The sequence below is a fragment of the Lelliottia sp. WB101 genome (genome assembly GCF_003051885.1).
Taxonomy (GTDB): Bacteria; Pseudomonadota; Gammaproteobacteria; order Enterobacterales; family Enterobacteriaceae; genus Enterobacter; species Enterobacter nimipressuralis.
Map to the genome: position 1 here is coordinate 681,292 of NZ_CP028520.1, position 25,004 is coordinate 706,295.

A 25,004-nucleotide genomic window follows, 5' to 3' on the forward strand; every position below is an offset into this window, starting at 1 on the left:
TGCGAGGTGGCGTATATTACGCTTTCCTCTTTCAGAGTCAACCCTGAATTTCAGGATTTTTTCTCTTCAACCGAACCGGCTGTTTGTGTGAAGTGATTCACATCTGCCGTGTCGATGGAGGCGCATTATAGGGAGTTATCGTCAGCCCGCAACCGCTAAATGACAGAAAAATGACTGACTGCTGCATTCCACAGCAAAACCCCGCCTTATACCCTTTTGCACACAGACTTATCCACAACCCAACGAAAATTTGAAAATTCGCGAGCGTTGCGCAAACGTTTTCGTTAAAATGCACGCGCCATGCAAGGATGCCCTGTCAGGTGTGTTAGATGAGTTTTTTAAAGGAAAATTCATCTAACGCTCTCTGTAATCGTGAAATCCAGGGGATTTACCATGCAACAACGTCGTCCAGTCCGCCGCGCTCTGCTCAGTGTTTCTGATAAAGCCGGTATCGTCGAATTCGCTCAGGCACTTTCTGCACGCGGTGTAGAGCTGCTGTCCACTGGCGGAACCGCTCGCCTGTTAGCAGATAAAGGTCTGCCGGTAACCGAAGTGTCCGATTACACCGGTTTCCCGGAAATGATGGATGGACGTGTAAAGACCCTGCATCCAAAAGTGCATGGCGGCATTCTTGGTCGTCGCGGTCAGGATGACGGCATCATGGATCAACACGGGATTGCGCCGATCGATATGGTGGTTGTTAACCTCTATCCTTTCGCCCAGACCGTTACCCGCGAAAACTGCTCTCTGGAAGATGCGGTCGAGAATATCGACATCGGCGGGCCAACCATGGTGCGCTCCGCAGCAAAGAACCATAAAGATGTAGCTATTGTGGTAAAGAGCAGCGACTACAACACCATCATTAACGAGATGGATGCCAACGAAGGCTCCCTGACGCTGGAAACCCGTTTCGACCTCGCCATCAAAGCGTTCGAACACACCGCTGCTTACGACAGCATGATCGCCAACTACTTCGGTAGTCTTGTTCCGGCCTATCACGGTGAGAGCAAAGAGCCTGCTGGCCGCTTCCCGCGCACCCTGAATCTGAACTTCATTAAGAAGCAAGATATGCGTTACGGCGAGAACAGCCATCAGAACGCAGCCTTCTATATAGAAGAAGAGATCAAAGAAGCTTCCGTTGCCACCGCTCAGCAGGTCCAGGGCAAAGCGCTTTCCTATAACAACATCGCCGATACCGACGCGGCGCTGGAGTGCGTGAAAGAGTTTAACGAACCGGCCTGTGTGATCGTCAAACACGCGAACCCATGCGGTGTTGCCGTAAGTACTTCCATTCTGGAAGCTTACAATCGCGCATACAAAACCGACCCAACCTCCGCTTTCGGCGGCATCATTGCTTTTAACCGCGAACTGGATGCCGAAACGGCGCAGGCGATCATCTCCCGCCAGTTCGTTGAAGTGATCATTGCCCCTTCCGCGACTGAAGAAGCCCTGAAGATCACCGCCGCTAAGCAGAACGTCCGCGTGCTGGTCTGCGGCCAGTGGGCTGAGCGCGTACCGGCTCTGGATTTCAAACGTGTTAACGGCGGCCTGCTGGTTCAGGATCGCGATCTGGGCATGGTCACCGCTGGCGATCTGCGCGTGGTCAGCAAACGCCAGCCGACCGAGCAGGAACTGCGTGATGCGCTGTTCTGCTGGAAAGTGGCGAAATTCGTTAAATCCAACGCCATAGTCTATTCCAAAGAGAATATGACCATCGGAATTGGCGCAGGCCAGATGAGCCGCGTTTACTCCGCGAAAATCGCCGGTATCAAAGCCAGCGATGAAGGGCTGGAAGTGAAAGGCTCCGCCATGGCCTCTGACGCCTTCTTCCCGTTCCGCGACGGTATTGATGCCGCAGCGGCGGCTGGCGTTACCTGTGTCATTCAGCCGGGCGGCTCAATCCGCGATGACGAAGTGATTGCTGCTGCCGACGAACACGGTATCGCAATGATCTTCACCGACATGCGTCACTTCCGCCATTAATCTCCGGAGCAGACAATGAAAGTATTAGTGATTGGTAACGGCGGGCGCGAACACGCCCTGGCGTGGAAAGCGGCACAGTCGCCTCTGGTTGAAACCGTCTTCGTGGCACCTGGGAATGCCGGTACCGCGCTGGAACCGGCCCTGCAGAACGTCGCGATCGGCGTGACCGATATTCCGGCACTGCTGAACTTCGCCCTGAATGAGAAAATCGATCTGACCATCGTCGGCCCGGAAGCGCCGCTGGTGATTGGCGTGGTAGATGCGTTCCGCGCAGCGGGCCTGAAAATCTTCGGCCCAACGGAAGGCGCAGCGCAGCTCGAAGGCTCTAAAGCCTTCACCAAAGATTTCCTTGCGCGTCACAAAATCCCGACCGGTGAGTATCAGAATTTCACCGAAGTGGAGCCTGCGCTGGCGTATCTGCGCGAAAAAGGCGCTCCGATTGTCATCAAGGCCGACGGTCTGGCTGCCGGTAAAGGCGTGATCGTGGCGATGACCCTCGAAGAAGCCGAAGCGGCCGTTCAGGATATGCTGGCAGGTAACGCTTTCGGCGACGCTGGGCACCGCATCGTGATCGAAGAGTTCCTCGACGGCGAAGAGGCGAGCTTTATCGTGATGGTCGATGGCGAGCATGTCCTGCCGATGGCCACCAGCCAGGACCACAAACGTGTGGGTGATGGCGATACTGGTCCGAACACCGGCGGCATGGGCGCTTACTCTCCGGCGCCGGTGGTGACTGACGAAGTCCACCAGCGCACGATGGATCGCATCATCTGGCCTACCGTGAAAGGCATGGCCGCAGAAGGCAACACGTACACCGGTTTCCTGTATGCCGGGCTGATGATCGACAAGCAGGGCAACCCAAAAGTTATTGAGTTCAACTGCCGCTTTGGCGATCCGGAAACGCAGCCGATCATGCTGCGCATGAAATCCGATCTGGTGGAACTGTGCCTGGCCGCCTGCGAAGGTAAGCTGGATGAGAAAACGTCCGAGTGGGATACACGTGCCTCTTTGGGCGTTGTGATCGCTGCCGGGGGTATCCGGGCAACTACAACAATGGCGATGAGATCCACGGTTTACCGCTGGAAGAGGTCGACGGCGGTAAAGTGTTCCATGCTGGCACCAAACTGGCAGAAGACGATCGCGTGTTAACTAACGGGGGCCGCGTATTGTGCGCCACCGCGCTGGGTAACACCGTTGCCGACGCGCAGAAACGCGCTTACGCGCTGATGAAGGATATTCACTGGAACGGCAGCTTTAGCCGCGGTGATATTGGTTATCGTGCGATTGCCCGCGAGCAAGAACAGTAACAACTATTTGCCCTCTCCGTCCGGAGGGGGCACTGATATCAGAAATTCTTTTCCGTCGGCTGCCACGTGCAGAAATCTTCGTTTGCCACCAGCAGCAGCTGTGACCCTTCTGGCGCTTCAAGCCAGGCAATGCTCACTTCCATCGAAGAGTGTCGCTGACGCCGTTCGATATGTTCTTTCGCCCAGGCTTCGAGATCGGGCTTAACGGTCTGCCCTTCACAGGTGGTGACTGTGCCATCAGGATGCCAGCGCCCCTGACGTAGCACCACGCGTCCCTGACGCAGCGCATCGCTGGTCTGGCGCACCTGGGTTGCCCGGTAGCGGTACAGGGCGATTTGATCGCTGGAAAGCTGTTGTTTTTGGCCGTTGACCTCGCGCTGCATAAAGCTCAGCTCGCCGTGGTCATCAAAGCGCACGCGGACGTGTTCAGGCGTTTTACTGTAGATATTGAGTTCAATCAGCGACAGCGCATCGCCTTGCCAGCGGTATTCCGCCGTAGAGGTGTTGCCGTTGTGCCATGGGCTAAATGCGGAGAGCAGGTGAACGTCGTCACCAGAGTCCTTGCGCCAGACTCGTACCGCGCCCTGATCGTCAGCGTATCCGCTGGCGGTAAACGGCGGCAGAGAGGAGTCATGGCTGCAGGCAGTGAGCAACAGCATGCCCGCCAGCGCGAGCGGACGGCGCCATGAAAACAAAAGGGGCGAAACCGCCCCCTTGTTAAAACTGTTCACGGCCACGCCGTCTTACTTAACAGCGTCTTTCAGTGCTTTACCAGAAACAAATGCCGGTACGTTTGCAGCGGCGATTTTGATTTCTTTACCGGTCTGCGGGTTGCGGCCAGTACGCTCAGCGCGGTGGTTCACTTTGAAGGTACCGAAACCAACCAGTTGTACAGCATCGCCTTCTTTCAGAGACTCAGTAATAGCAGCCAGGGTGGATTCCAGAGCAGCTTTAGCCTGCACTTTAGACAGATCAGCCTTGTCCGCAATTACATCAATCAGTTGAGTCTTGTTCATAAGTTATCCTTTCAATGTGTTTATCGCTTGCTAAGCATCGAGTGCGACGAAAATGCCAAAAAAGCACTCTCCTGCATACACGCACCGATAGCCACTTTTTTTCGCCCCCCAAATGTAGACCAGACGGGGGGCAGAAGGGAAGAGTCGAGGTGAGACAAAACAGGCGTTAAATCACGTTTTATTGTCTCATTGGTTAAAAATTATACCAATATTACTCTCACCCGCCTCGCGTAAGTCCGCGCGCAGCCCTTTTATCAGCTCAATATCGCGTTCTTCGCAGTCGGCCAAAAGTCGGAATATTTCCCACTGAATATCCCACTCCTGCTCAACCGCAGGGTTCGCTCGCAGCTCTTCGTCGGTCATTTCGCGACCTTCCTGGGTCATTTCCAGCATCGCCACGGTGGTAATTGACGCCTTACTGACTTCGATGGCATGGTCCAGGGTTTCACCGCTCAGACGGGAGTGAAGCAATTCACTCAGTGCTACGCAGGCGTCGATAGCCGGGTAGACGCCATACATATCGTAGTCATCCGCCGACGGGATCGCCTCTTCCAGTTTTTCGAGCTGAGAATCGAAATTCACCTTAGCGTCTTTGACCGTCAGCGTTTCCCAAATCAGGTCGAGAATACGACGATAAATCTGGCCTTCACCAAATCCAGTCTGCTTGCAGAACGTGGCATAGTTGGGATACATGCGCTCGCACAGACAGGCCATAAAGGTGACGTGCTGCCAGCTTTCCAGCTTCTCAAGGCGCAGATGAATCGGGTTTTGTAACATGATGATGTCTCGAATCGGAAATTAGCCGCAGTTTACCTGAATCAACGCTGAATTTCCTGCCAACGAACAAATGCCGGACGCGCGGACGCCACTGCGTCAGCCCAGCGCGTCGGCTCCGGTAAACGGTAGCCTTTCATGCAGCGTTGCACCCACGCCAGTGCGCTGTCGGTACTCACGCGATGACCCGTCGCCACAAACAGCGGATTACAGCGCGCTTTACTGCGCCAGACCCACGCCAGCTGCTCGCCCTTGTCCATCAGCGGTGCGAGAGCGCCCGGTTCGGCGGAAAGCGGTTCGAACTTGCCGCACAGCCGCTTTTTCGCCACGCCAATCGTCGGAACATCCACCAGCAGACCAAAATGGCTGGCCACGCCGAGGCGTCGCGGGTGGGAAATCCCATGACCATCGACGAACAAAAGATCGGGTTTTTGCGAGAGTTGCTCCCACGCTGCCAGTAGCGCGGGGTATTCACGAAAGGAGAGAAAACCAGGAATGTAGGGCATGGTAGTGGCGATGCGCGCCACTTTGTACTCCACCAGCTCCAGCGCGGGATAGGTTAACAGCACCATCGCGGCTCGCGTCACTTCCCCGCCCTGCTCAAACCCGACATCGGCACCGGCGATCAAAGCCGGGGGATTCACATCCAGACGATCCTCGCGGATCACCGAGGAGGCCAGTTCGATTTGCTGAGCGCGTAATGACGCGAGATCCATAATTACTCCCTACTGGTGGTACTGGGCAGAAAGGCGGTGCACCGCCTCGACAAATACGCCTGCGTGCTCTGGCGGTACATCCTGATGAATACCGTGGCCGAGGTTAAAGACGTGCCCTTCACCCTGACCGAATCCGGCCAGAATAGTCGCCACTTCTTCTTCGATACGTGCCGGTTGCGCGTAGAGCATGGAGGGATCCATATTGCCCTGCAGCGCCACTTTGTCACCCACGCGACGGCGCGCATCGGCAATATCGGTCGTCCAGTCGAGACCCAGCGCATCACAGCCGGTCGCGGCCAGCGCTTCCAGCCACTGCCCGCCGCCTTTGGTGAACAGCGTCACCGGCACGCGACGGCCTTCGTTTTCACGCAGCAGACCATCGACAATTTTATGCATGTAGTACAGGGAGAACTGCTGATAATCGCGCCCGGTCAGCACTCCGCCCCAGGTATCGAAAATCATGACCGACTGCGCACCCGCTTTAATCTGCGCATTGAGATACAGAGTGACGCTTTTCGCCAGTTTGTCGAGCAGTGCATGCAGCGTCAGCGGCTCGGCGTACATCATCTTTTTGATCATCGTGAAGGCTTTGCTGCTGCCACCTTCAACCATATACGTCGCCAGGGTCCACGGGCTTCCGGAGAAACCAATCAGCGGCACTTCGCCTTTCAGCTCACGGCGAATAGTGCGCACCGCGTTCATGACGTAGCCCAGCTCCTGTTCAGGGTCTGGAATCGGCAGTTTATCGACGTCAGCTTTGCTCTTAATCGGTGAGGTAAAACGCGGACCTTCGCCGGTTTCGAAATAGAGACCTAGCCCCATCGCGTCCGGAATGGTCAGGATATCTGAAAAAAGGATCGCCGCATCGAGCGGGAAACGGCGCAGCGGCTGCAGCGTGACTTCGCAGGCCAGCTCAGCGTTTTTGCACAGGGACATAAAATCGCCCGCCTCGGCGCGCGTGGCTTTGTACTCCGGCAAATAACGGCCCGCCTGGCGCATCATCCACACTGGGGTGATATCAACGGGTTGGCGCAGCAGCGCACGCAGATAACGATCGTTCTTCAGTTCGGTCATTTTTGCAGTTCCTTAAGCGTCATGCCGCCAGTGTAACATGTGATTCATTCATAGTCGGCCCGACACATCGCGACGGTATCTTCTATCAGACGACGCGCCACGGTGCCCGGTGGCGGAAGAAGGGGTAAGTCGTCGTAGCGATACCAGTTGGCTTCCAGCAGCTCTTTTTGGTCGATCACGATATCGCCGCTGTCATAATCCGCCATAAAAGCGGTCATTAGCGACATGGGGAAGGGCCACGGCTGGGAGGTGACGTAACGCAGGTTTTTAACCTTGATGCTGCTCTCTTCCATCACTTCGCGAGCAACAGCCTGTTCGAGCGTCTCACCCACTTCGACAAAGCCGGCCAGCACCGTATGCACGCCATTGCGATGGCGAGTGTGTTGCGCCAGCAGAATAGTGTCATCCCGACGAATGGCGACGATGATGCACGGTGCAATTTGCGGATAGTAGCGCTCCCGGCAGTGGCTGCACAGCATGGCCCACTCGGATTTGCTCTGGTGCATGGTGTGCCCGCAGTAGCCGCAGAACTTGTGGGATCGGAAAAATTCTGCCAGTTGCACGCCACGCCCGGCAAGCTGGAACAGACCGACATCCAGATCGATCACCTGGCGAACCGATCCCATTTCGTGATGGCGATGTTGCTGAATCAACCACACGGGATCGCCCTGCCATTCGCCGAGCCAGAGTGCCCTCTGCCCCGCAAGATCGAAACGTCCTGCCTCGCCGTAAGGTAATTCTCCGCCGGGCAACCATAATTTTTGTTCGGAGCTGACGATCCACCAGCCGCGATCTAATTTTTCAATTATACGATCCATATCTATTGCACTACCTTTGCTTCACAGGCATGTTGATAACAATATTCTTACATTTCCGGGTGGCCAGCTTTTTCATCTTAACCTTGTGGAGTCAAACATGCTAAACCAGCTACAAAGCCTGACAGAGCGCGTTGGAGGAAGTCATGACCTGGTCGATCGCTGGCTGCACGTGCGTAAACATTTGCTTGTTGCTTACTACAATCTGGTTGGCATTAAGCCTGGCAAAGAATCGTATATGCGGTTGAATGAAAAAGCGCTGGATGATTTTTGTCAAAGCCTGGTCGACTACCTTTCCGACGGTCATTTTAATCTATATGAACGTATTATTCGCGAAATGGAAGGGACCAGCCCGTATTTAGCGGCCACGAAGCTCTATCCACTGCTGGAAGCCAATACTCAGCAGATCATGGACTATTACGACTCCACGCTCGAAAACGCCATCGACCAGGACAATTATCTGGATTTCCAGCAGGCCCTTTCCGATCTCGGCGAAGCGATGGAAGCGCGGTTCACACTGGAAGACAAGCTCATCGCCCTGGTGCTGGACAGCAATCCAAAAGCCAGCAACGAAGACAACATCGCGCGGCCTGCTTGAGTTCTTAAGCGTTAACGAGTAATTTACAAATACCGCACCTGCACTGCAGGCGCGTTTTCTTGTCGGAGTGCCCAGTGCGAAAGCCGGGCTGAGACCGTTAATTCGGGATCCGCGGAACCTGATCAGGCTAATACCTGCGAAGGGAACAAGAGTCAAAATGCTGTCGTATCACCCTCTCTGGGTGATCACACCTCTTGCTTCATCCGTCGTCTGACAAGCCACTCCTTACTTTTTTGGAATGAGCTATGTCTGCAACTAAACTGACCCGCCGCGAACAGCGCGCACAAGCACAACACTTCATCGATACCCTGGAAGGCACTGCTTTCCCGAACTCCAGACGTATTTACATCACCGGTTCGCAGGACGATATCCGCGTCCCGATGCGTGAAATCCAGCTCAGCCCGACACTGATCGGTGGCAGCAAAGAAAATCCCCAGTTTGAAGATAACGAAGCAGTGCCGGTCTACGACACCTCTGGCCCTTATGGCGATGCGGAGGTGGCCATCAACGTCCAGCAGGGGCTGGCAAAATTGCGTCAGCCGTGGATTGAGGCGCGCCAGGACAGCGAATCACTGACCGACCGCAGCTCCGCGTACACCAAAGAACGGCTGGCGGACGATGGTCTGGACGGGCTGCGTTTCACCGGTCTGTTGACGCCGAAACGGGCGAAAGCGGGAAAATGCGTAACCCAGCTGCACTATGCGCGCCAGGGGATCGTAACGCCGGAGATGGAATTCATTGCCATCCGCGAAAACATGGGGCGCGAGCGCATTCGCAGCGAAGTTCTGCGCCACCAGCATCCGGGCGAAGGTTTTGGCGCTCGCCTGCCGGAGAACATTACGCCGGAATTCGTGCGTGACGAAGTGGCCGCTGGCCGGGCGATTATCCCTGCCAACATAAACCACCCGGAATCGGAACCGATGATTATTGGCCGCAACTTCCTGGTGAAGGTGAACGCCAATATCGGCAACTCTGCGGTCACCTCCTCCATCGAAGAAGAGGTCGAAAAACTGGTGTGGTCCACCCGCTGGGGCGCGGACACGGTGATGGATCTCTCCACCGGGCGCTACATCCACGAAACCCGCGAGTGGATCCTGCGTAACAGCCCGGTGCCGATCGGCACGGTCCCGATCTACCAGGCGCTGGAGAAGGTAAACGGGATCGCCGAAGATCTCACCTGGGAAGCGTTCCGCGATACGCTGCTGGAACAGGCCGAACAGGGGGTAGATTACTTCACCATCCACGCCGGTGTACTGCTGCGCTACGTGCCGATGACCGCCAAACGCCTGACCGGGATTGTCTCGCGCGGCGGCTCAATCATGGCGAAATGGTGCCTGTCGCATCATCAGGAAAACTTCCTCTACGAACACTTCCGCGAGATTTGTGAAATCTGCGCCGCGTACGACGTCTCCCTGTCGCTTGGCGACGGCCTGCGTCCTGGCTCTATTCGCGATGCCAACGACGAAGCACAGTTTGCTGAGCTACACACCCTGGGCGAGCTGACCAAAATCGCCTGGGAATATGACGTGCAGGTGATGATTGAAGGCCCTGGCCACGTGCCAATGCAGATGATTCGCCGCAATATGACTGAAGAGCTGGAGCACTGCCACGAAGCACCGTTCTACACCCTTGGGCCGCTGACCACCGATATTGCACCGGGCTACGACCACTTCACCTCTGGTATCGGCGCGGCGATGATCGGCTGGTTTGGCTGCGCCATGCTCTGCTATGTCACCCCGAAAGAGCATCTCGGCCTGCCGAACAAAGAGGACGTGAAGCAGGGGCTGATCACCTACAAAATCGCCGCCCACGCGGCGGATTTAGCCAAAGGCCACCCGGGCGCGCAGATCCGCGATAACGCCATGTCGAAAGCCCGCTTTGAATTCCGCTGGGAAGACCAGTTCAATCTGGCGCTCGACCCGTTCACCGCGCGCGCCTACCACGATGAAACCCTGCCGCAGGAGTCCGGCAAAGTGGCGCACTTCTGCTCCATGTGCGGGCCAAAATTCTGCTCAATGAAAATCAGCCAGGAAGTGCGCGACTACGCCGCAAAACAGGTGATCGAAGTGGGCATGGCTGACATGTCAGAAAACTTCCGCGCTAAAGGCGGCGAAATCTACCTCAAAAAAGAGGAGGCGTAATGTACCAGCCCGATTTCCCCCCGGTGCCCCTGCGCTTAGGGCTTTACCCGGTCGTCGACAGCGTGGAATGGATTGAGCGCCTGCTTCAGGCGGGCGTCAAAACGCTCCAGCTGCGTATCAAAGACAAGCGTGATGAAGAGGTGGAAAGCGACGTGATAGCTGCCATCGAACTGGGGCGCCGCTTTGACGCCCGGTTATTTATCAACGATTACTGGCAGCTGGCGATTAAGCATCAGGCCTACGGTGTGCATCTGGGTCAGGAAGATCTCGAGACCACCGATCTGAGCGCCATTCGCGAGGCAGGCCTGCGCCTGGGCGTGTCGACTCATGATGATATGGAGATCGACGTGGCGCTCACCGCTCGCCCCTCCTATATCGCGCTCGGCCACGTCTTCCCCACGCAAACTAAACAGATGCCGTCAGCCCCGCAAGGGCTGGCGCAGCTGGCGCGCCATATCGCTCGTCTGGGCGATTACCCGACCGTCGCTATCGGCGGTATCAGCCTGGCGCGTGCTCCGGCAGTGCTGGAAACCGGCGTCGGCAGTATCGCGGTGGTCAGCGCCATTACGCAGGCAGCAGACTGGCGGGCGGCCACTGAACAGCTGTTGCAGCTGGCGGGAGCGCGCGATGAATGACACTGATTTCATGCGCTACAGCCGCCAGATCCTGCTCGACGATATCGCCGTCGAGGGTCAGCAAACACTGCTCGACAGCCGGGTGTTGATCATCGGCCTCGGAGGACTGGGCGCGCCTGCTGCGCTCTATCTGGCTGGCGCAGGCGTCGGCACGCTGGTGTTAGCCGACGACGACGATGTCCATCTGAGCAATTTGCAGCGGCAAATCCTGTTCACCACCGAGGACATTAACCAGCCAAAAGCGCAGATCACCACCCAGCGGCTGAATGCGCTCAACCCTGACATTACGCTCATTGCCGTGCAGAAGCGGCTGGAGGGAGACGCGCTCCATCAGGAGGTCGCCCGCGCCGATGTGGTGCTGGATTGCACCGACAATATGGCGACACGTCAGGCGATCAACGCCGCCTGCGTGGCCCTCGATACGCCGCTCATTACCGCCAGCGCCGTTGGGTTTGGCGGGCAGATGATGGTGCTGACGCCGCCGTGGACGCAGGGCTGCTACCGCTGCCTGTGGCCGGACGATGAAGAGCCGCAGCGCAACTGCCGTACGGCGGGGATCCTCGGGCCGGTCGTCGGCGTGATGGGCACCTTGCAGGCGCTGGAGGCGATCAAACTCATCAGCAAAATGGCGACCCCGCGCAATACGCTGAGGATGTTCGATGCCCGTTCAGGAAACTGGCGACATCTGGCATTGCAGCGCGCCAGCGGGTGCCCGATATGCGGAGGACAGCATGCGCATTCTGTTTAACGATGAGCCGATGCAGTGCGTTTCGGGGCTTACCGTCGCAGCCCTTCTCGACCAGCTACGCCAGCTGAAGCCGGGTATGGCGCTGGCCCTTAATCAACAGATCCTGCCGCGTGAGCAGTGGGAATATCAGCAGGTGCGCGAAGGCGATCAGATCCTGCTTTTTCAGGTCATCGCGGGAGGCTGATATGTTACGTATTGCAGATAAACTCTTTGAATCACACCTTTTCACCGGCACCGGAAAATTCGCTTCGCCACAGCTGATGGTCGATGCCATTCGCGAGAGCGGCAGCGAGCTGGTGACGCTGGCGATGAAACGTGTGGATTTACGTCATCACAGCGATGCGATCCTGGCCCCGCTTCTGGCGGCGGGCGTGACGCTTCTGCCCAACACGTCCGGGGCGAAAACGGCAGAAGAGGCGGTGTTTGCCGCCCAACTGGCACGCGAAGCGCTGGGCACCAGCTGGCTGAAACTGGAAATCCATCCCGACGCGCGCTGGCTGCTGCCCGATCCCATCGAAACCCTGAAAGCAGCCGATATTCTCGTCAAGCAAGGGTTCACGGTTTTGCCCTACTGCGGCGCGGACCCGGTGCTCTGTAAACGGCTCGAGGAAGTCGGTTGCGCGGCGGTGATGCCGCTGGGTGCGCCGATTGGTTCCAACCAGGGGCTGGAAACCCGCGCGATGCTTGAAATTATCATTGAACAGGCCACCGTTCCGGTGGTGGTAGATGCGGGTATCGGCGTGCCGAGCCATGCGGCGCAGGCGCTTGAGATGGGCGCCGACGCCGTGCTGGTCAACACCGCAATTGCAGTGGCTGATGATCCGGTGATGATGGCGCGCGCGTTTCGTCTGGCTGTAGAGGCAGGTCTGCTGGCGCGTCAGTCTGTGCCTGGCTCGCGCAGTTATCAGGCGCAGGCCACCAGCCCGCTAACGGGCTTTCTGGAGGCGTACTCATGAGCACCTTCGTCGACCGCTGGCGGGAACTGGACTGGGACGATATTCGTCTGCGAATCAACAGCAAAACCGCCGGAGACGTCGAGCGCGCCCTGAACGCGCGCCATGTCTCCCGCGAAGATCTGATGGCCCTGCTCTCCCCCGCCGCCAGCGCCTATCTGGAGCCAATGGCCCAGCGCGCGCAACGGCTCACTCGCCAGCGTTTTGGCAACACAGTGAGCTTTTACGTGCCGCTCTACCTCTCCAACCTGTGCGCCAATGATTGCACCTACTGCGGCTTTTCCATGAGCAATCGCATTAAGCGAAAAACCCTCGATGAGGATGAGATTGCCCGTGAGTGTGGCGCCATCCGGGAGATGGGCTTTGAACATCTGTTGCTGGTCACCGGTGAACATCAGGGAAAAGTGGGCATGGACTATTTCCGTCAGCACATTCCGGCCATACGTCGCCGGTTTTCGTCCTTGCAGATGGAGGTTCAGCCACTCTCTGAAGAGGAGTACGTGGAGCTGAAATCCCTTGGGCTGGACGGCGTGATGGTCTATCAGGAGACCTATCACGAAGCGATGTACGCCCGGCACCACCTGAAAGGAAAAAAGCAGGATTTTTTCTTCCGCCTGGAAACGCCGGACCGACTCGGTCGCGCGGGAATCGACAAAATCGGTCTCGGCGCGTTGATTGGGCTGTCAGACAGCTGGCGGGTCGACTGTTTTATGGTGGCGGAGCATTTGTTGTGGCTCCAGCAGCACTACTGGCAGAGCCGCTACTCCATCTCTTTCCCGCGGCTGCGCCCCTGCGCTGGCGGTATCGAACCGGCGTCGATCATGGATGAACGCCAACTGGTGCAAACGATCTGCGCGTTTCGCCTGCTGGCACCGGAAGTGGAGCTGTCGCTATCAACACGGGAATCGCCAGAGTTTCGCGATCGGGTCATTCCATTAGCCATTAACAACGTCAGCGCCTTTTCCAAAACCCAGCCGGGCGGTTATGCCGATAATCATCCGGAACTGGAGCAGTTCGCCCCACACGATGGCCGTCGGCCTGAAGAGGTTGCCCACGCGCTCAGCACCCAGGGGTTACAGCCCGTCTGGAAAGACTGGGATAGCTGGCTGGGGCGCGTCTCGCAGTTACGTTGAAACGCGATGCAACGAGGCGAAATGTTCTCGAGGAGCCTCGGAGTGTCACCATTGAGCAGTTGTCGAATCATCTGCGTTTTTTTAATCTGCAAACGTCAGCAGCGGACGCTGACCAGGGCGAAAAGCTTCTTCCTCGTTTCGCCCTGCCTTCACAAAAATAAGCAGTTTCTGGTCAGTTATTAAGATAAATCATCCTGCCTTAAAATCTGGGAAGTATAATTAACCAGCATACATTTGGACTATCACCTCTTCTGGATCTCTGACAACCCATGCCTGTCCACAGTAAAAAACTCTCTTTTACGACACCTATCCTGGTGAGCTTTGCGGGGATATTGCTCAGTTTTGTGCTGATCGCCGTGTTTATCACGCTGACGCAGAGAAAAGATTTTGTTGAGGATTATCATAATATTAACCTCAATTTCACGCATAACCTGGCGGTGAACTATACGGAATCGATCCTGCGTGAAAATGACCATATTCTTGGCCGGGCTGTCACATTCTTCTCCCGCAATGACCAGCTTGAGAACACGGTGAATGTCGATCGCGAGAACGGATTGCAGGCCCTGATGCAGTTGCAAAACATGATGCCGAACGTTTCGGCTATCTCTCTGGCTGACGCCCAGGGACACTACCTGCGTGCCCCCGAAGTCCTGGCGGATGACAGCAGCAAAAAGTTTGATCCCCGCGTCCGCCCGTGGTTTGTCGGTCAGGCGCAGGCGAGTACCTTAAGCCGCTATACCAGCCCTTATATGGATTACTTTACTCATCAGCTTACCGTTACCCTCTACCGGCCCGTCATTTCGCCGGAAGGTCGCGTTAAAGGGACTCTCGGATTTCATCTCGACCTGGCTTCCATGGGATATACCCTTCGCCAGATGGTCGCCCCCATGCATGGGGAATTCTTCGTGGTGGAGCGCGATGGAAAGGTGGTGCTGCATCCGGATACCCGAGCCTTGTTTAAAACTTATGTCAGTGAAGAGCTGATGGACCAGATGACCAGCGGCGAGGGGCACACCTACGATCGTAAAACCGGCTTCTGGTACTACTACTACGCCTTTACGAACCCGGACTGGCTCGTCATTTACCGCGTTTCTAATACCACGCTCACCGACATCACACGTCACGAAACGAACATTGTCAGTTGGGGATTTGCGCTGGCCGCCATCGTGATTGTCTTGTTTGGCCTGTATCTGCGCCACGCATCACGTACAGTACTGATGAACATCATCAATGCCATTAAAACCGGCGAGGTGAATCAAGCGCCGCGACTGGAAGCGATGCTCAGTAAAACCATTCTGACGAACAAAGAGCGCGAGCGGGATTATGTGCGGCAGGCGACCGTAGACGCGCTCACCGGCTGTAAGAATCGCCGCGCCTTCGACAGCGATGTTGCGGCATTGATGAAAGAGCATCAGCCCTTTGCCCTCGCGCTGGTTGATATTGATAACTTTAAATCCATCAATGACACCTGGGGTCATCTGAGCGGTGACATTGTGCTGCGTAATGTCGCCCGGGAGGGCATCCAGGTCATGCAACCCCAGCATATTTCCGTGTATCGCTACGGCGGTGAGGAGTTTGCCGTTGTCTTCCCGGCAGAACATAGTGAGTCAGCTTTTAGCCTGCTGGAAAAATGGCGTCTTCAGGTTGCAGATCGCACCTGGCGGGAAGAGGGTTTGCACGTCACCTTTAGCGCCGGCCTGGGAGAGTGGCACTTCGAGCCGCTGGAGCAGTTAGTGGGCAGCGTGGACGCAGCTCTCTACGAAGCCAAACAGCAGGGTAAAAACCGCACGCTTCTCTCTTCCACTCATGCATGACACCGCTTTCTCTGTGCCCGCTTTGGCGGGCGCACCGCGTAATCCGTTAAAATTGTAACCGGTTTCAGAAAAAGCAGATTTCTTTGTGATGCCTCACACACAATCGCCTAAAAGCGGTTGTTGAAGCCGCCTGCACGGGATAATTATCAATAAACACATGTACATCGAGGCTGACTATGAAGAACATCGTTTTATGCTGTGCGGCGGGTATGTCTACCAGCATGCTGGTTCAACGTATGAAAGACGCCGCAGATAAAAAAGGCGTTGAAGTAACCATTAAAGCCGTGCCGGTTGCTGAATTTAAAGACAATATTGCCACCGCCGACATCGTATTACTGGGGCCACAGGTTAAATACGAACTGGCAAAACTTCAGGCTCAGGCGGAACCGCTGGGCAAAAAGGTCGCGGTGATCGACATGATGGATTACGGCATGATGAAAGGCGATGCCGTGCTCGAAAAAGCACTCAAACTGTTGGAGTAAAACATGGAAGATTTAGAAACAACCATCATGGAGTTGCTGGTAAACGCCGGGGCGGCGCGCAGTGCGGCGTTGACCGCGCTACAACTGGCACGTAAAGGTGACTTCGAGGGCGCGGAACAAGCGATGGAAGAGTCGCGTGAATATGTGAAGCACGCGCATACCATCCAGACCCAGCTGATTGGCCTTGATGAAGGCACCGGCAAACTCCCGGTGAATCTCATTACCGTTCATTCGCAGGACCACCTGATGAACGCGATGGTGATTCAGGATCTGGCGGGAGACATGATTGAGCTTTATCGTCGCCTGCCGCTGCTGAACTGAAAAAATAGAGATATAAAAAAACCCGCCGAGGCGGGTTTTTTGTTGTCGATTGGCGCTAGCGCTTTTCCGACCTGGGTTTCGTTACCCGGCGATTTTCACCGCCGGGCATCAACGATTAATCGTTGTCAGAGCCGCCCAGACCTGCGTTCAGCAGTTCTGCCAGGCTTGCAGAAGCATCTTCCGCAGTTACCTGAGGTGCAGCTGGCAGTTCGCCCGCAGCACGACGACGCATACGATCCTGGTGGTAAGCATAACCGGTACCAGCCGGGATCAGACGACCCACGATAACGTTCTCTTTCAGACCGCGCAGTTCATCACGTTTACCCGCAACAGCTGCTTCGGTCAGGACACGCGTGGTCTCCTGGAAGGATGCTGCAGAGATGAAGGACTCGGTTGCCAGAGACGCTTTGGTGATACCCAGCAGGTCGCGGGAGTAGAGCGCCGCCACTTTGCCGTTCGCTTCCAGATCGCGGTTTGCAATCTTGACGCGGGAGTATTCCACCTGCTCGCCTTCCAGGAAGTCCGAGCTGCCAGCGCTATCGATGGTTGCTTTACGCAGCATCTGACGAACGATAACTTCGATGTGTTTATCGTTAATCTTAACGCCCTGCAGACGGTAAACGTCCTGTACTTCGTTGGTGATATAACGCGTTACCGCGTGAACACCACGAAGACGCAGAATGTCGTGCGGCGCTTCTGGACCATCGGAAACCACGTCACCACGTTCTACACGTTCACCTTCGAACACGTTGAGCTGACGCCACTTAGGAATCATCTCTTCGTATGGTTCGCTACCGTCTAACGGAGTGATAACCAGACGACGTTTCCCTTTGGTCTCTTTACCGAAGGAAATGATGCCGCTGATTTCCGCAAGGATAGCTGGCTCTTTCGGACGACGTGCTTCGAACAGGTCAGCAACGCGTGGCAGACCACCGGTGATGTCCTTGGTACCGCCAGATTCCTGTGGAATACGCGCCAGGGTGTCACCACCGCTGATCTGTACGCCATCTTCCAGCTGGACAATCGCTTTACCTGGCAGGAAGTACTGAGCAGGCATATCGGTGCCTGGGATCAGAACGTCGTTACCGTTAGCATCAACGATTTTCAGTGCCGGACGCAGATCTTTACCACCCGCGGTACGTTCTGCAGAATCCAGAACTACCAGAGAGGAGAGACCGGTCAGTTCGTCGGTCTGACGAGTAATCGTCTGGCCATCGATCATATCGGTGAAGCGAATGAATCCCGCCACTTCGGTGATTACCGGCATGGTGTGCGGATCCCAGTTTGCTACGGTCTCGCCGCCAGCAACCTGTTCGCCATCGCCTTTCGCCATCACAGCACCGTAAGGTACTTTGTAGCTCTCTTTGGTACGACCGAATTCGTCGATCAGCTTCAGCTCGGTGTTACGAGAGGTCACAACCAGCTTGCCAGCGGAGTTAACAACCGACTTGGCGTTAGACAGCTTGATGCTACCCTTGTTTTTCACCTGGATGCTGGATTCAGCAGCCGCACGAGATGCCGCACCACCGATGTGGAACGTACGCATCGTCAGCTGTGTACCCGGCTCACCGATGGACTGTGCCGCGATAACGCCGATTGCTTCACCTTTGTTGATGATGTGGCCACGCGCCAGGTCACGACCATAGCAGTGCGCACATACACCAAAGTCGGTGTCACAGGATACGACAGAACGCACTTTCACGGAGTCGACAGAGTTCTCTTCCAGCAGGTCACACCACTGTTCGTGCAGCAGAGTGTTGCGTGGAACCAGAATGTCTGCGGTACCTGGTTTCAGTACGTCTTCAGCAGTCACACGACCCAGAACGCGATCGCGCAGTGGCTCTTTAACATCACCACCCTCGATAACCGGGGTCATGGTGATACCTTCGAGGGTGCCACAATCGTCTTCAGTCACCACCAGATCCTGAGCAACGTCAACCAGACGACGCGTCAGATAACCGGAGTTTGCTGTTTTCAGTGCGGTATCCGCCAGACCTTTACGCGCACCGTGCGTGGAGATGAAGTACTGGAGTACGTTCAGACCTTCACGGAAGTTCGCGGTGATTGGCGTCTCGATGATGGAACCATCTGGTTTCGCCATCAGACCACGCATACCTGCCAGCTGACGAATCTGTGCTGCGGAACCACGCGCACCGGAGTCGGCCATCATGTAGATGCTGTTGAAGGAAACCTGCTGCTCTTCTTTACCTTCACGGTTAATGACGGTTTCAGTTTGCAGGTTGTCCATCATCGCTTTGGAAACGCGATCGTTCGCCGCAGCCCAAATATCGATAACTTTGTTGTAGCGTTCGCCCGCGGTAACCAGACCAGACTGGAACTGCTCCTGGATTTCGGCCACTTCAGCTTCGGCTTCGCTGATGATCTCGTATTTCTTCTGTGGGATCACCATGTCATCGATACCAACAGATGCACCTGAACGCGCTGCATAAGCAAAGCCGGTGTACATCGTCTGGTCAGCGAAGATAACGGTCGGTTTCAGACCCAAAATGCGGTAACAGGTGTTCAGCATTTTGGAGATCGCTTTCTTGCCCAGCGCCTGGTTGACGATGGAGAAAGGCAGACCTTTCGGCACGATCATCCACAGAATCGCACGACCAACAGTCGTATCGATCAGGCTGGTTTTCGCAACGAATTCGCCGCTCGCATCTTTTTCGTATTCAGTGATACGCACTTTAACGCGCGCATGCAGAGAGGCCAGGCCAGCTCGGTAAATACGCTCAGCTTCTTTAGGGCCAGTCAGCACCATGCCTTCGCCTTTGGCGTTAACACAGTCACGGGTCATGTAGTACAGACCCAGTACAACGTCCTGAGAAGGAACGATGATTGGCTCGCCGTTCGCAGGTGACAGGATGTTGTTGGTAGACATCATCAGCGCACGCGCTTCGAGCTGGGCTTCCAGCGTCAGCGGTACGTGAACAGCCATCTGGTCACCATCGAAGTCGGCGTTATATGCCGCACAAACCAGCGGGTGCAGCTGAATTGCTTTACCTTCGATCAGAACCGGTTCAAACGCCTGGATACCCAAACGGTGCAGAGTTGGTGCACGGTTCAGCAGTACCGGGTGTTCGCGGATAACTTCGTCCAGGATATCCCAAACGACAGCTTCTTCGCGCTCAACCATTTTCTTAGCGGCTTTGATAGTGGTGGCCAGGCCACGCAGTTCCAGCTTGCCGTAGATGAACGGTTTGAACAGTTCCAGTGCCATTTTCTTCGGCAGACCGCACTGATGCAGACGCAGGTATGGACCTACGGTGATTACAGAACGACCGGAGTAGTCAACACGCTTACCGAGCAGGTTCTGACGGAAACGACCCTGTTTACCTTTGATCATATCGGCCAAAGATTTCAGAGGACGTTTGTTAGAACCGGTGATCGCACGACCGCGACGACCGTTATCCAGCAGGGCGTCGACCGCTTCCTGCAGCATACGTTTTTCGTTGCGTACGATGATGTCAGGCGCAGCCAGATCCAACAGTCGTTTCAGACGGTTGTTACGGTTGATCACGCGACGATACAGATCGTTCAGGTCGGAAGTCGCGAAACGACCACCATCCAGCGGAACCAGTGGACGCAGATCTGGCGGCAGAACCGGCAGAACGGTCAGAATCATCCACTCTGGTTTGTTACCAGACTGAACGAACGCTTCCAGCAGCTTGATACGCTTGGTCAGCTTTTTACGCTTGGTTTCGGAGTTGGTTTCGTTCAGCTCTTCACGCAGCTGCTCGCACTCTTGCTCCAGATCCATGCTTTTCAGCAGGGCCTGAATAGCTTCCGCACCCATTTTCGCGTCGAATTCGTCACCGAACTCTTCCAGCGCGTCCAGATACTGTTCTTCGGTCAGAATCTGGTTACGTTCCAGATTCGTCATCCCGCCTTCGATAACAACATAAGATTCGAAGTACAGAACACGTTCGATATCGCGCAGCGGCATATCCAGCAGCAGACCGATACGGGACGGCAGAGATTTCAGGAACCAAATGTGAGCAGTCGGAGACGCAAGCTCGATGTGGCCCATGCGCTCACGGCGCACTTTAGTTTGGGTCACTTCAACGCCGCACTTCTCACAGATCACACCACGGTGTTTCAGGCGCTTGTACTTACCGCACAGGCACTCGTAATCTTTTACTGGCCCGAAAATACGCGCACAGAAAAGGCCGTCACGCTCAGGTTTGAACGTACGGTAGTTGATGGTTTCCGGCTTCTTAACTTCACCGAAAGACCATGAACGGATCATGTCTGGCGATGCCAGAGCAATTTTGATCGCATCAAACTCTTCGGTTTTAGTTTGCGCTTTCAGAAACTTTAATAAGTCTTTCACGGATTTGCTCCCGTCGGAGTTAGCACAATCTGGTGCCGGGTTATTAATCCGGCACCAGTGACCTGTTTGAGCGAGAGTTACTCGTCTTCCAGCTCGATGTTGATACCCAGGGAACGGATCTCTTTCAACAGTACGTTGAAGGATTCCGGCATGCCCGGTTCCATCTGATGGTTACCGTCGACGATGTTTTTATACATCTTCGTACGGCCGTTCACGTCATCAGACTTAACGGTAAGCATTTCCTGCAGGGTGTATGCCGCGCCATATGCTTCAAGCGCCCACACTTCCATCTCACCGAAGCGCTGACCACCGAACTGCGCCTTACCACCCAGCGGCTGCTGAGTAACCAGGCTGTAAGAACCGGTAGAACGCGCATGCATCTTGTCATCAACCAGGTGGTTCAGTTTCAGCATGTACATGTAGCCAACGGTAACCTGGCGCTCGAATTGCTCACCGGTACGACCGTCGAACAGTGTGATCTGACCGGAAGTCGGCAGGCCACCCAGCTGTAACAGTTCCTTGATTTCAGACTCTTTCGCACCATCGAAGACCGGTGTTGCGATCGGCATGCCTTTTTTCAGGTTCTCAGCCAGACGCAGAACTTCGTCATCGCTGAAGGTGTTCAGGTCAACTTTCTGACGAACATCAGTGCCCAGATCGTACGCACGCTGGATGAATTCGCGCAGTTTCGCGACTTCTTCCTGCTGCTTCAGCATGGCGTTGATTTTCTCGCCGATACCTTTCGCAGCCATACCCAGGTGAGTTTCAAGGATCTGACCAATGTTCATACGAGACGGTACACCCAGTGGGTTCAGCACGATATCTACCGGCGTACCGTTAGCATCGTGAGGCATATCTTCGATCGGGTTGATCTTGGAGATAACACCTTTGTTACCGTGACGACCTGCCATTTTATCACCAGGCTGAATCTGACGTTTAACGGCCAGATAAACCTTAACAATCTTCAGCACGCCTGGTGCCAGATCGTCGCCCTGAGTGATTTTGCGGCGTTTCGCTTCGAGTTTTTTCTCGAACTCGTGTTTCAGTTCGTCGTACTGCTCAGCCAGTTGTTCCAGCTGACTTTGTTTCTCTTCGTCGGCCAGGCCCAGTTCCAGCCAGCGGTCGCGAGGCAGTTTGTCGAGCTTCTCAGCTTCGATGCCACCGGAGACCAGCGCAGCATAGATACGACTAAACAGGCCAGCTTCGAGGATCTGCAGTTCTTCAGACAGGTCTTTTTTCGCCTGCTTCAGCTGCATCTCTTCGATTTCCAGCGCGCGTTTGTCTTTTTCTACGCCATCGCGAGTAAAGACCTGAACGTCGATAACCGTACCGGAAACACCGTTTGGTACACGCAGAGAAGAGTCTTTAACGTCAGACGCTTTCTCACCGAAGATGGCACGCAGCAGTTTCTCTTCTGGCGTCAGCTGGGTTTCACCTTTCGGCGTTACCTTACCAACCAGAATGTCGCCGCCGGTCACTTCTGCACCGATGTAAACGATACCGGATTCATCAAGTTTAGAGAGCGCAGCTTCACCCACGTTCGGGATGTCAGCAGTGATCTCTTCTGGCCCCAGCTTGGTGTCACGGGACACACATGCCAGTTCCTGAATGTGAATCGTGGTGAAACGATCTTCCTGGACCACACGCTCGGACACGAGGATGGAGTCTTCGAAGTTGTAACCGTTCCACGGCATGAACGCTACGCGCATGTTCTGACCGAGCGCCAGTTCACCGAGATCGGTAGACGGACCATCTGCCAGCACGTCGCCGCGCTCAACCGGCTCACCCAGAGACACACACGGCATCTGGTTGATGCAGGTGTTCTGGTTAGAACGGGTGTACTTCGTCAGGTTATAGATGTCGATGCCTGCTTCGCCCGGATACATCTCGTCTTCGTTAACTTTGATAACGATACGGGAAGCATCAACGTACTGAACAGTACCGCCACGTTTAGCAACCGCGGTTACACCGGAGTCAACGGCAACAGCACGTTCCATACCGGTACCAACCAGCGGCTTATCAGCGCGCAGAGTCGGAACCGCCTGACGTTGCATGTTCGCACCCATCAATGCACGGTTGGCGTCATCGTGTTCCAGGAATGGAATCAGGGACGCACCAACAGAAACGATCTGCTGCGTGGAAACGTCCATGTAGTCCACCTGATCATTGCTGAACAGGCTGGATTCGCCTTTGCTACGGCAGGTAACGAGATCGTCAACGAAACGACCTTCTTCGTCCAGGTTGGTGTTCGCCTGAGCGATGACGTAGTTACCTTCTTCGATAGCAGACAGGTAATGAATTTCGTCGGTTACAACACCGTCAGTCACTTTACGGTACGGAGTCTCAAGGAAACCGTATTCGTTAGTCTGTGCGTACACGGACAGGGAGTTGATCAGACCGATGTTTGGACCTTCAGGCGTTTCGATTGGACATACGCGACCGTAGTGAGTCGGGTGTACGTCTCGAACTTCAAAGCCTGCACGTTCACGGGTCAGACCGCCTGGGCCGAGTGCAGAGATACGACGTTTGTGCGTAATCTCAGACAGTGGGTTGTTCTGGTCCATGAACTGAGACAGCTGGCTGGAACCAAAGAACTCTTTCACTGCGGCAGAAATTGGCTTGGCGTTGATCATATCCTGAGGCATCAGGGTATCCAGATCGCCCAGAGACAGACGCTCTTTCACCGCACGCTCAACACGTACCAGGCCAACACGGAATTGGTTTTCCGCCATTTCGCCTACGGAACGGATACGACGGTTGCCGAGGTGGTCGATATCATCCACTTCGCCTTTGCCGTTACGGATATCAATGAGCTTTTTCATCACTTCGATGATGTCTTCTTTGCTCAGGATACCGGAACCTTCGATCGCGTCACGCAGCAGAGAACGGTTGAACTTCATACGACCAACCGCGGACAGATCGTAGCGGTCTTCGGAGAAGAACAGGTTCTCAAACAGGCTTTCAGCCGCTTCACGCGTTGGTGGCTCACCAGGGCGCATCATGCGGTAGATTTCTACCAGCGCGCTCAGACGATCGTTAGTTGGGTCGACGCGTACAGTCTCAGAGATGTACGGACCGTGATCCAGATCGTTGGTGAACAGCGTTTCGATACGTTTGTGACCAGACTGGCTCAGCTTAGCCAACAGATCCAGGCTCAGCTCCATGTTAGCCGGGCAGATCAGTTCGCCAGTTGAAGCATCAACGTAATCTTTTGCTGCCACTTTGCCCGCGATGTATTCAACCGGAACTTCGATGTGTTTGATTTCATCTTTTTCCAGCTGGCGGATATGGCGCGCAGTGATACGGCGACCTTTTTCCACGTACACTTTGCCGTCGGATTCGATGTCGAACGACGCGGTTTCGCCACGCAGACGTTCCGGCAGCAGCTCCATTTGCAGCTTGTTGTCGCGGATCTCAAAGATCACTTTCTCGAAGAACAGGTCAAGGATCTGCTCAGTGGTATAGCTCAACGCACGCAGAATGATGGTCGCTGGCAGTTTACGACGACGGTCGATACGGACAAACAGGTTGTCTTTCGGATCGAACTCGAAGTCCAGCCATGAACCACGGTAAGGAATGATGCGCGCGTTATACAGTACTTTACCGGAAGAGTGTGTTTTACCTTTATCGCTGTCGAAGAAGACACCCGGGCTACGATGCAGCTGGGAAACGATAACACGCTCTGTGCCGTTGATGACAAAAGTACCGTTGTCCGTCATGAGTGGAATTTCACCCATGTAGACTTCTTGTTCTTTAATGTCTTTAACGGTGCCTTCTGGCGCTTCGCGCTCATAGACAACCAGACGCAGTTTGACGCGCAGCGGTGCGGAATAGGTCACACCACGGATCTGACATTCCTGAACGTCAAATACCGGTTCGCCAAGGCGGTAGCTGACGTATTGCAGCTCAGAATTACCGCTATAGCTTTTGATTGGGAATACGGAACGGAAGGCTGCTTCCAGACCATACTGCCCTTCAGGATCTTGCTCGATAAACTTCTGGAACGAGTCAAGCTGGATAGAAAGGAGATAAGGTATATCCAGAACTTGTGGACGTTTACCAAAATCCTTACGAATACGTTTTTTCTCGGTATAGGAGTAAACCATTAGGGTTCCTCAGCTCGCTGACAAGTCGACCCATCTGTCCGACGAAGGG

The 25,004-nt window shown here is 55.2% G+C and carries 19 protein-coding genes, 1 pseudogene and 1 riboswitch; of the genes and pseudogenes, 12 read left to right on the plus strand and 8 right to left on the minus strand.

Going from position 1 to position 25,004, the window contains the following annotated elements:
• Nucleotides 1–393: 393 nt before the first annotated feature.
• Both purH and purD read left to right on the plus strand, forming a co-directional pair.
• A complete protein-coding gene (gene purH / locus DAI21_RS03220; RefSeq protein WP_107702475.1) occupies nucleotides 394–1,983 on the plus strand; it encodes a bifunctional phosphoribosylaminoimidazolecarboxamide formyltransferase/IMP cyclohydrolase in 1,590 nt (529 codons plus the stop codon).
• A gap of 15 nt (nucleotides 1,984–1,998) precedes the next feature.
• A pseudogene (gene purD, locus DAI21_RS03225) lies at nucleotides 1,999–3,290 on the plus strand (phosphoribosylamine--glycine ligase).
• Between the two features lie 38 nt (nucleotides 3,291–3,328).
• Here the strand turns inward: purD and DAI21_RS03230 are convergent.
• The 6 genes from DAI21_RS03230 to nudC form a co-directional block, all read right to left on the minus strand.
• Nucleotides 3,329–4,021, minus strand: coding sequence for a DUF1481 domain-containing protein (locus tag DAI21_RS03230; protein ID WP_100780783.1), 693 nt, complete (start codon nucleotides 4,019–4,021; stop codon nucleotides 3,329–3,331).
• A 12-nt stretch (nucleotides 4,022–4,033) separates the two neighbouring features.
• A complete protein-coding gene (hupA, locus tag DAI21_RS03235) occupies nucleotides 4,034–4,306 on the minus strand; it encodes a nucleoid-associated protein HU-alpha (protein WP_002445246.1) in 273 nt (90 codons plus the stop codon).
• 186 nt (nucleotides 4,307–4,492) lie between these two features.
• Entirely contained in the window at nucleotides 4,493–5,083 is a 591-nt protein-coding gene (locus DAI21_RS03240; protein ID WP_100778093.1) for a YjaG family protein, read from the minus strand.
• A gap of 41 nt (nucleotides 5,084–5,124) precedes the next feature.
• Nucleotides 5,125–5,796 (minus strand): deoxyribonuclease V, encoded by a 672-nt coding sequence (gene nfi, locus DAI21_RS03245; RefSeq protein ID WP_102105768.1) that lies wholly within the window; start codon nucleotides 5,794–5,796, stop codon nucleotides 5,125–5,127.
• A gap of 9 nt (nucleotides 5,797–5,805) precedes the next feature.
• A complete protein-coding gene (hemE, locus tag DAI21_RS03250) occupies nucleotides 5,806–6,870 on the minus strand; it encodes a uroporphyrinogen decarboxylase (protein WP_107702476.1) in 1,065 nt (354 codons plus the stop codon).
• A gap of 44 nt (nucleotides 6,871–6,914) precedes the next feature.
• The gene (nudC, locus tag DAI21_RS03255) at nucleotides 6,915–7,688 is read right to left on the minus strand and encodes an NAD(+) diphosphatase (RefSeq protein ID WP_107702477.1); all 774 of its coding nucleotides are present in this window, start codon (nucleotides 7,686–7,688) and stop codon (nucleotides 6,915–6,917) included.
• A 97-nt stretch (nucleotides 7,689–7,785) separates the two neighbouring features.
• On the opposite strand from nudC, the gene rsd reads away from it, so the two are divergent.
• The 10 genes from rsd to DAI21_RS03305 all read left to right on the plus strand — a co-directional run bounded on the left by rsd (nucleotide 7,786) and on the right by DAI21_RS03305 (nucleotide 16,510).
• Entirely contained in the window at nucleotides 7,786–8,283 is a 498-nt protein-coding gene (gene rsd / locus DAI21_RS03260; RefSeq protein ID WP_100778097.1) for a sigma D regulator, read from the plus strand.
• A gap of 53 nt (nucleotides 8,284–8,336) precedes the next feature.
• A riboswitch (TPP riboswitch) is annotated at nucleotides 8,337–8,445 on the plus strand.
• 83 nt (nucleotides 8,446–8,528) lie between these two features.
• The gene (gene thiC / locus DAI21_RS03265) at nucleotides 8,529–10,424 is read left to right on the plus strand and encodes a phosphomethylpyrimidine synthase ThiC (protein WP_107702478.1); all 1,896 of its coding nucleotides are present in this window, start codon (nucleotides 8,529–8,531) and stop codon (nucleotides 10,422–10,424) included.
• Nucleotides 10,424–11,059 carry a thiamine phosphate synthase gene (gene thiE, locus DAI21_RS03270; RefSeq protein ID WP_107702479.1) on the plus strand — a complete coding sequence of 212 codons (636 nt, stop codon included), beginning with the start codon at nucleotides 10,424–10,426 and terminating at the stop codon, nucleotides 11,057–11,059. The genes thiC and thiE overlap by 1 nt, the downstream gene beginning before the upstream one ends.
• Complete coding sequence (thiF, locus tag DAI21_RS03275) at nucleotides 11,052–11,807, plus strand: thiazole biosynthesis adenylyltransferase ThiF (protein ID WP_107702480.1); 756 nt, start codon at nucleotides 11,052–11,054, stop codon at nucleotides 11,805–11,807. Before thiE ends, thiF begins: the two co-directional genes overlap by 8 nt.
• A complete protein-coding gene (thiS, locus tag DAI21_RS03280) occupies nucleotides 11,791–11,991 on the plus strand; it encodes a sulfur carrier protein ThiS (RefSeq protein WP_107702481.1) in 201 nt (66 codons plus the stop codon). Before thiF ends, thiS begins: the two co-directional genes overlap by 17 nt.
• Before the next feature lies 1 nt (nucleotide 11,992).
• Nucleotides 11,993–12,763 carry a thiazole synthase gene (gene thiG, locus DAI21_RS03285; RefSeq protein WP_107702482.1) on the plus strand — a complete coding sequence of 257 codons (771 nt, stop codon included), beginning with the start codon at nucleotides 11,993–11,995 and terminating at the stop codon, nucleotides 12,761–12,763.
• Nucleotides 12,760–13,893: a 2-iminoacetate synthase ThiH gene (thiH, locus tag DAI21_RS03290; RefSeq protein ID WP_107702483.1), complete on the plus strand. Its 1,134-nt coding sequence runs from the start codon at nucleotides 12,760–12,762 to the stop codon at nucleotides 13,891–13,893. The genes thiG and thiH overlap by 4 nt, the downstream gene beginning before the upstream one ends.
• 269 nt (nucleotides 13,894–14,162) lie before the next feature.
• Nucleotides 14,163–15,707: a sensor domain-containing diguanylate cyclase gene (locus tag DAI21_RS03295; protein ID WP_107702484.1), complete on the plus strand. Its 1,545-nt coding sequence runs from the start codon at nucleotides 14,163–14,165 to the stop codon at nucleotides 15,705–15,707.
• A 176-nt stretch (nucleotides 15,708–15,883) separates the two neighbouring features.
• On the plus strand, nucleotides 15,884–16,189 hold the full coding sequence (locus tag DAI21_RS03300) for a PTS sugar transporter subunit IIB (protein ID WP_100778105.1): 306 nt from the start codon (nucleotides 15,884–15,886) through the stop codon (nucleotides 16,187–16,189).
• 3 nt (nucleotides 16,190–16,192) lie between these two features.
• Nucleotides 16,193–16,510, plus strand: coding sequence for a PTS lactose/cellobiose transporter subunit IIA (locus tag DAI21_RS03305; RefSeq protein WP_100778106.1), 318 nt, complete (start codon nucleotides 16,193–16,195; stop codon nucleotides 16,508–16,510).
• 115 nt (nucleotides 16,511–16,625) lie between these two features.
• Here DAI21_RS03305 and rpoC read toward each other — a convergent pair whose 3' ends face one another.
• Together rpoC and rpoB are read right to left on the minus strand one after the other, a co-directional pair.
• A complete protein-coding gene (gene rpoC, locus DAI21_RS03310) occupies nucleotides 16,626–20,849 on the minus strand; it encodes a DNA-directed RNA polymerase subunit beta' (RefSeq protein WP_100778107.1) in 4,224 nt (1,407 codons plus the stop codon).
• A 77-nt stretch (nucleotides 20,850–20,926) separates the two neighbouring features.
• A complete protein-coding gene (gene rpoB / locus DAI21_RS03315; RefSeq protein WP_102105780.1) occupies nucleotides 20,927–24,955 on the minus strand; it encodes a DNA-directed RNA polymerase subunit beta in 4,029 nt (1,342 codons plus the stop codon).
• Nucleotides 24,956–25,004: the final 49 nt, after the last annotated feature.

Bases quoted from the DNA above. Each gene is read 5' to 3' on its own strand.
- purH (WP_107702475.1), top strand. From the start codon at position 394: ATGCAACAACGTCGTCCAGTCCGCCGCGCTCTGCTCAGTGTTTCTGAT.
- hupA (WP_002445246.1), bottom strand. From the start codon at position 4,306: ATGAACAAGACTCAACTGATTGATGTAATTGCGGACAAGGCTGATCTG.
- DAI21_RS03240 (WP_100778093.1), bottom strand. From the start codon at position 5,083: ATGTTACAAAACCCGATTCATCTGCGCCTTGAGAAGCTGGAAAGCTGG.
- nfi (WP_102105768.1), bottom strand. From the start codon at position 5,796: ATGGATCTCGCGTCATTACGCGCTCAGCAAATCGAACTGGCCTCCTCG.
- hemE (WP_107702476.1), bottom strand. From the start codon at position 6,870: ATGACCGAACTGAAGAACGATCGTTATCTGCGTGCGCTGCTGCGCCAA.
- nudC (WP_107702477.1), bottom strand. From the start codon at position 7,688: ATGGATCGTATAATTGAAAAATTAGATCGCGGCTGGTGGATCGTCAGC.
- rsd (WP_100778097.1), top strand. From the start codon at position 7,786: ATGCTAAACCAGCTACAAAGCCTGACAGAGCGCGTTGGAGGAAGTCAT.
- thiC (WP_107702478.1), top strand. From the start codon at position 8,529: ATGTCTGCAACTAAACTGACCCGCCGCGAACAGCGCGCACAAGCACAA.
- thiE (WP_107702479.1), top strand. From the start codon at position 10,424: ATGTACCAGCCCGATTTCCCCCCGGTGCCCCTGCGCTTAGGGCTTTAC.
- thiF (WP_107702480.1), top strand. From the start codon at position 11,052: ATGAATGACACTGATTTCATGCGCTACAGCCGCCAGATCCTGCTCGAC.
- thiS (WP_107702481.1), top strand. From the start codon at position 11,791: ATGCGCATTCTGTTTAACGATGAGCCGATGCAGTGCGTTTCGGGGCTT.
- thiG (WP_107702482.1), top strand. From the start codon at position 11,993: ATGTTACGTATTGCAGATAAACTCTTTGAATCACACCTTTTCACCGGC.
- thiH (WP_107702483.1), top strand. From the start codon at position 12,760: ATGAGCACCTTCGTCGACCGCTGGCGGGAACTGGACTGGGACGATATT.
- DAI21_RS03295 (WP_107702484.1), top strand. From the start codon at position 14,163: ATGCCTGTCCACAGTAAAAAACTCTCTTTTACGACACCTATCCTGGTG.
- DAI21_RS03300 (WP_100778105.1), top strand. From the start codon at position 15,884: ATGAAGAACATCGTTTTATGCTGTGCGGCGGGTATGTCTACCAGCATG.
- DAI21_RS03305 (WP_100778106.1), top strand. From the start codon at position 16,193: ATGGAAGATTTAGAAACAACCATCATGGAGTTGCTGGTAAACGCCGGG.
- rpoB (WP_102105780.1), bottom strand. From the start codon at position 24,955: ATGGTTTACTCCTATACCGAGAAAAAACGTATTCGTAAGGATTTTGGT.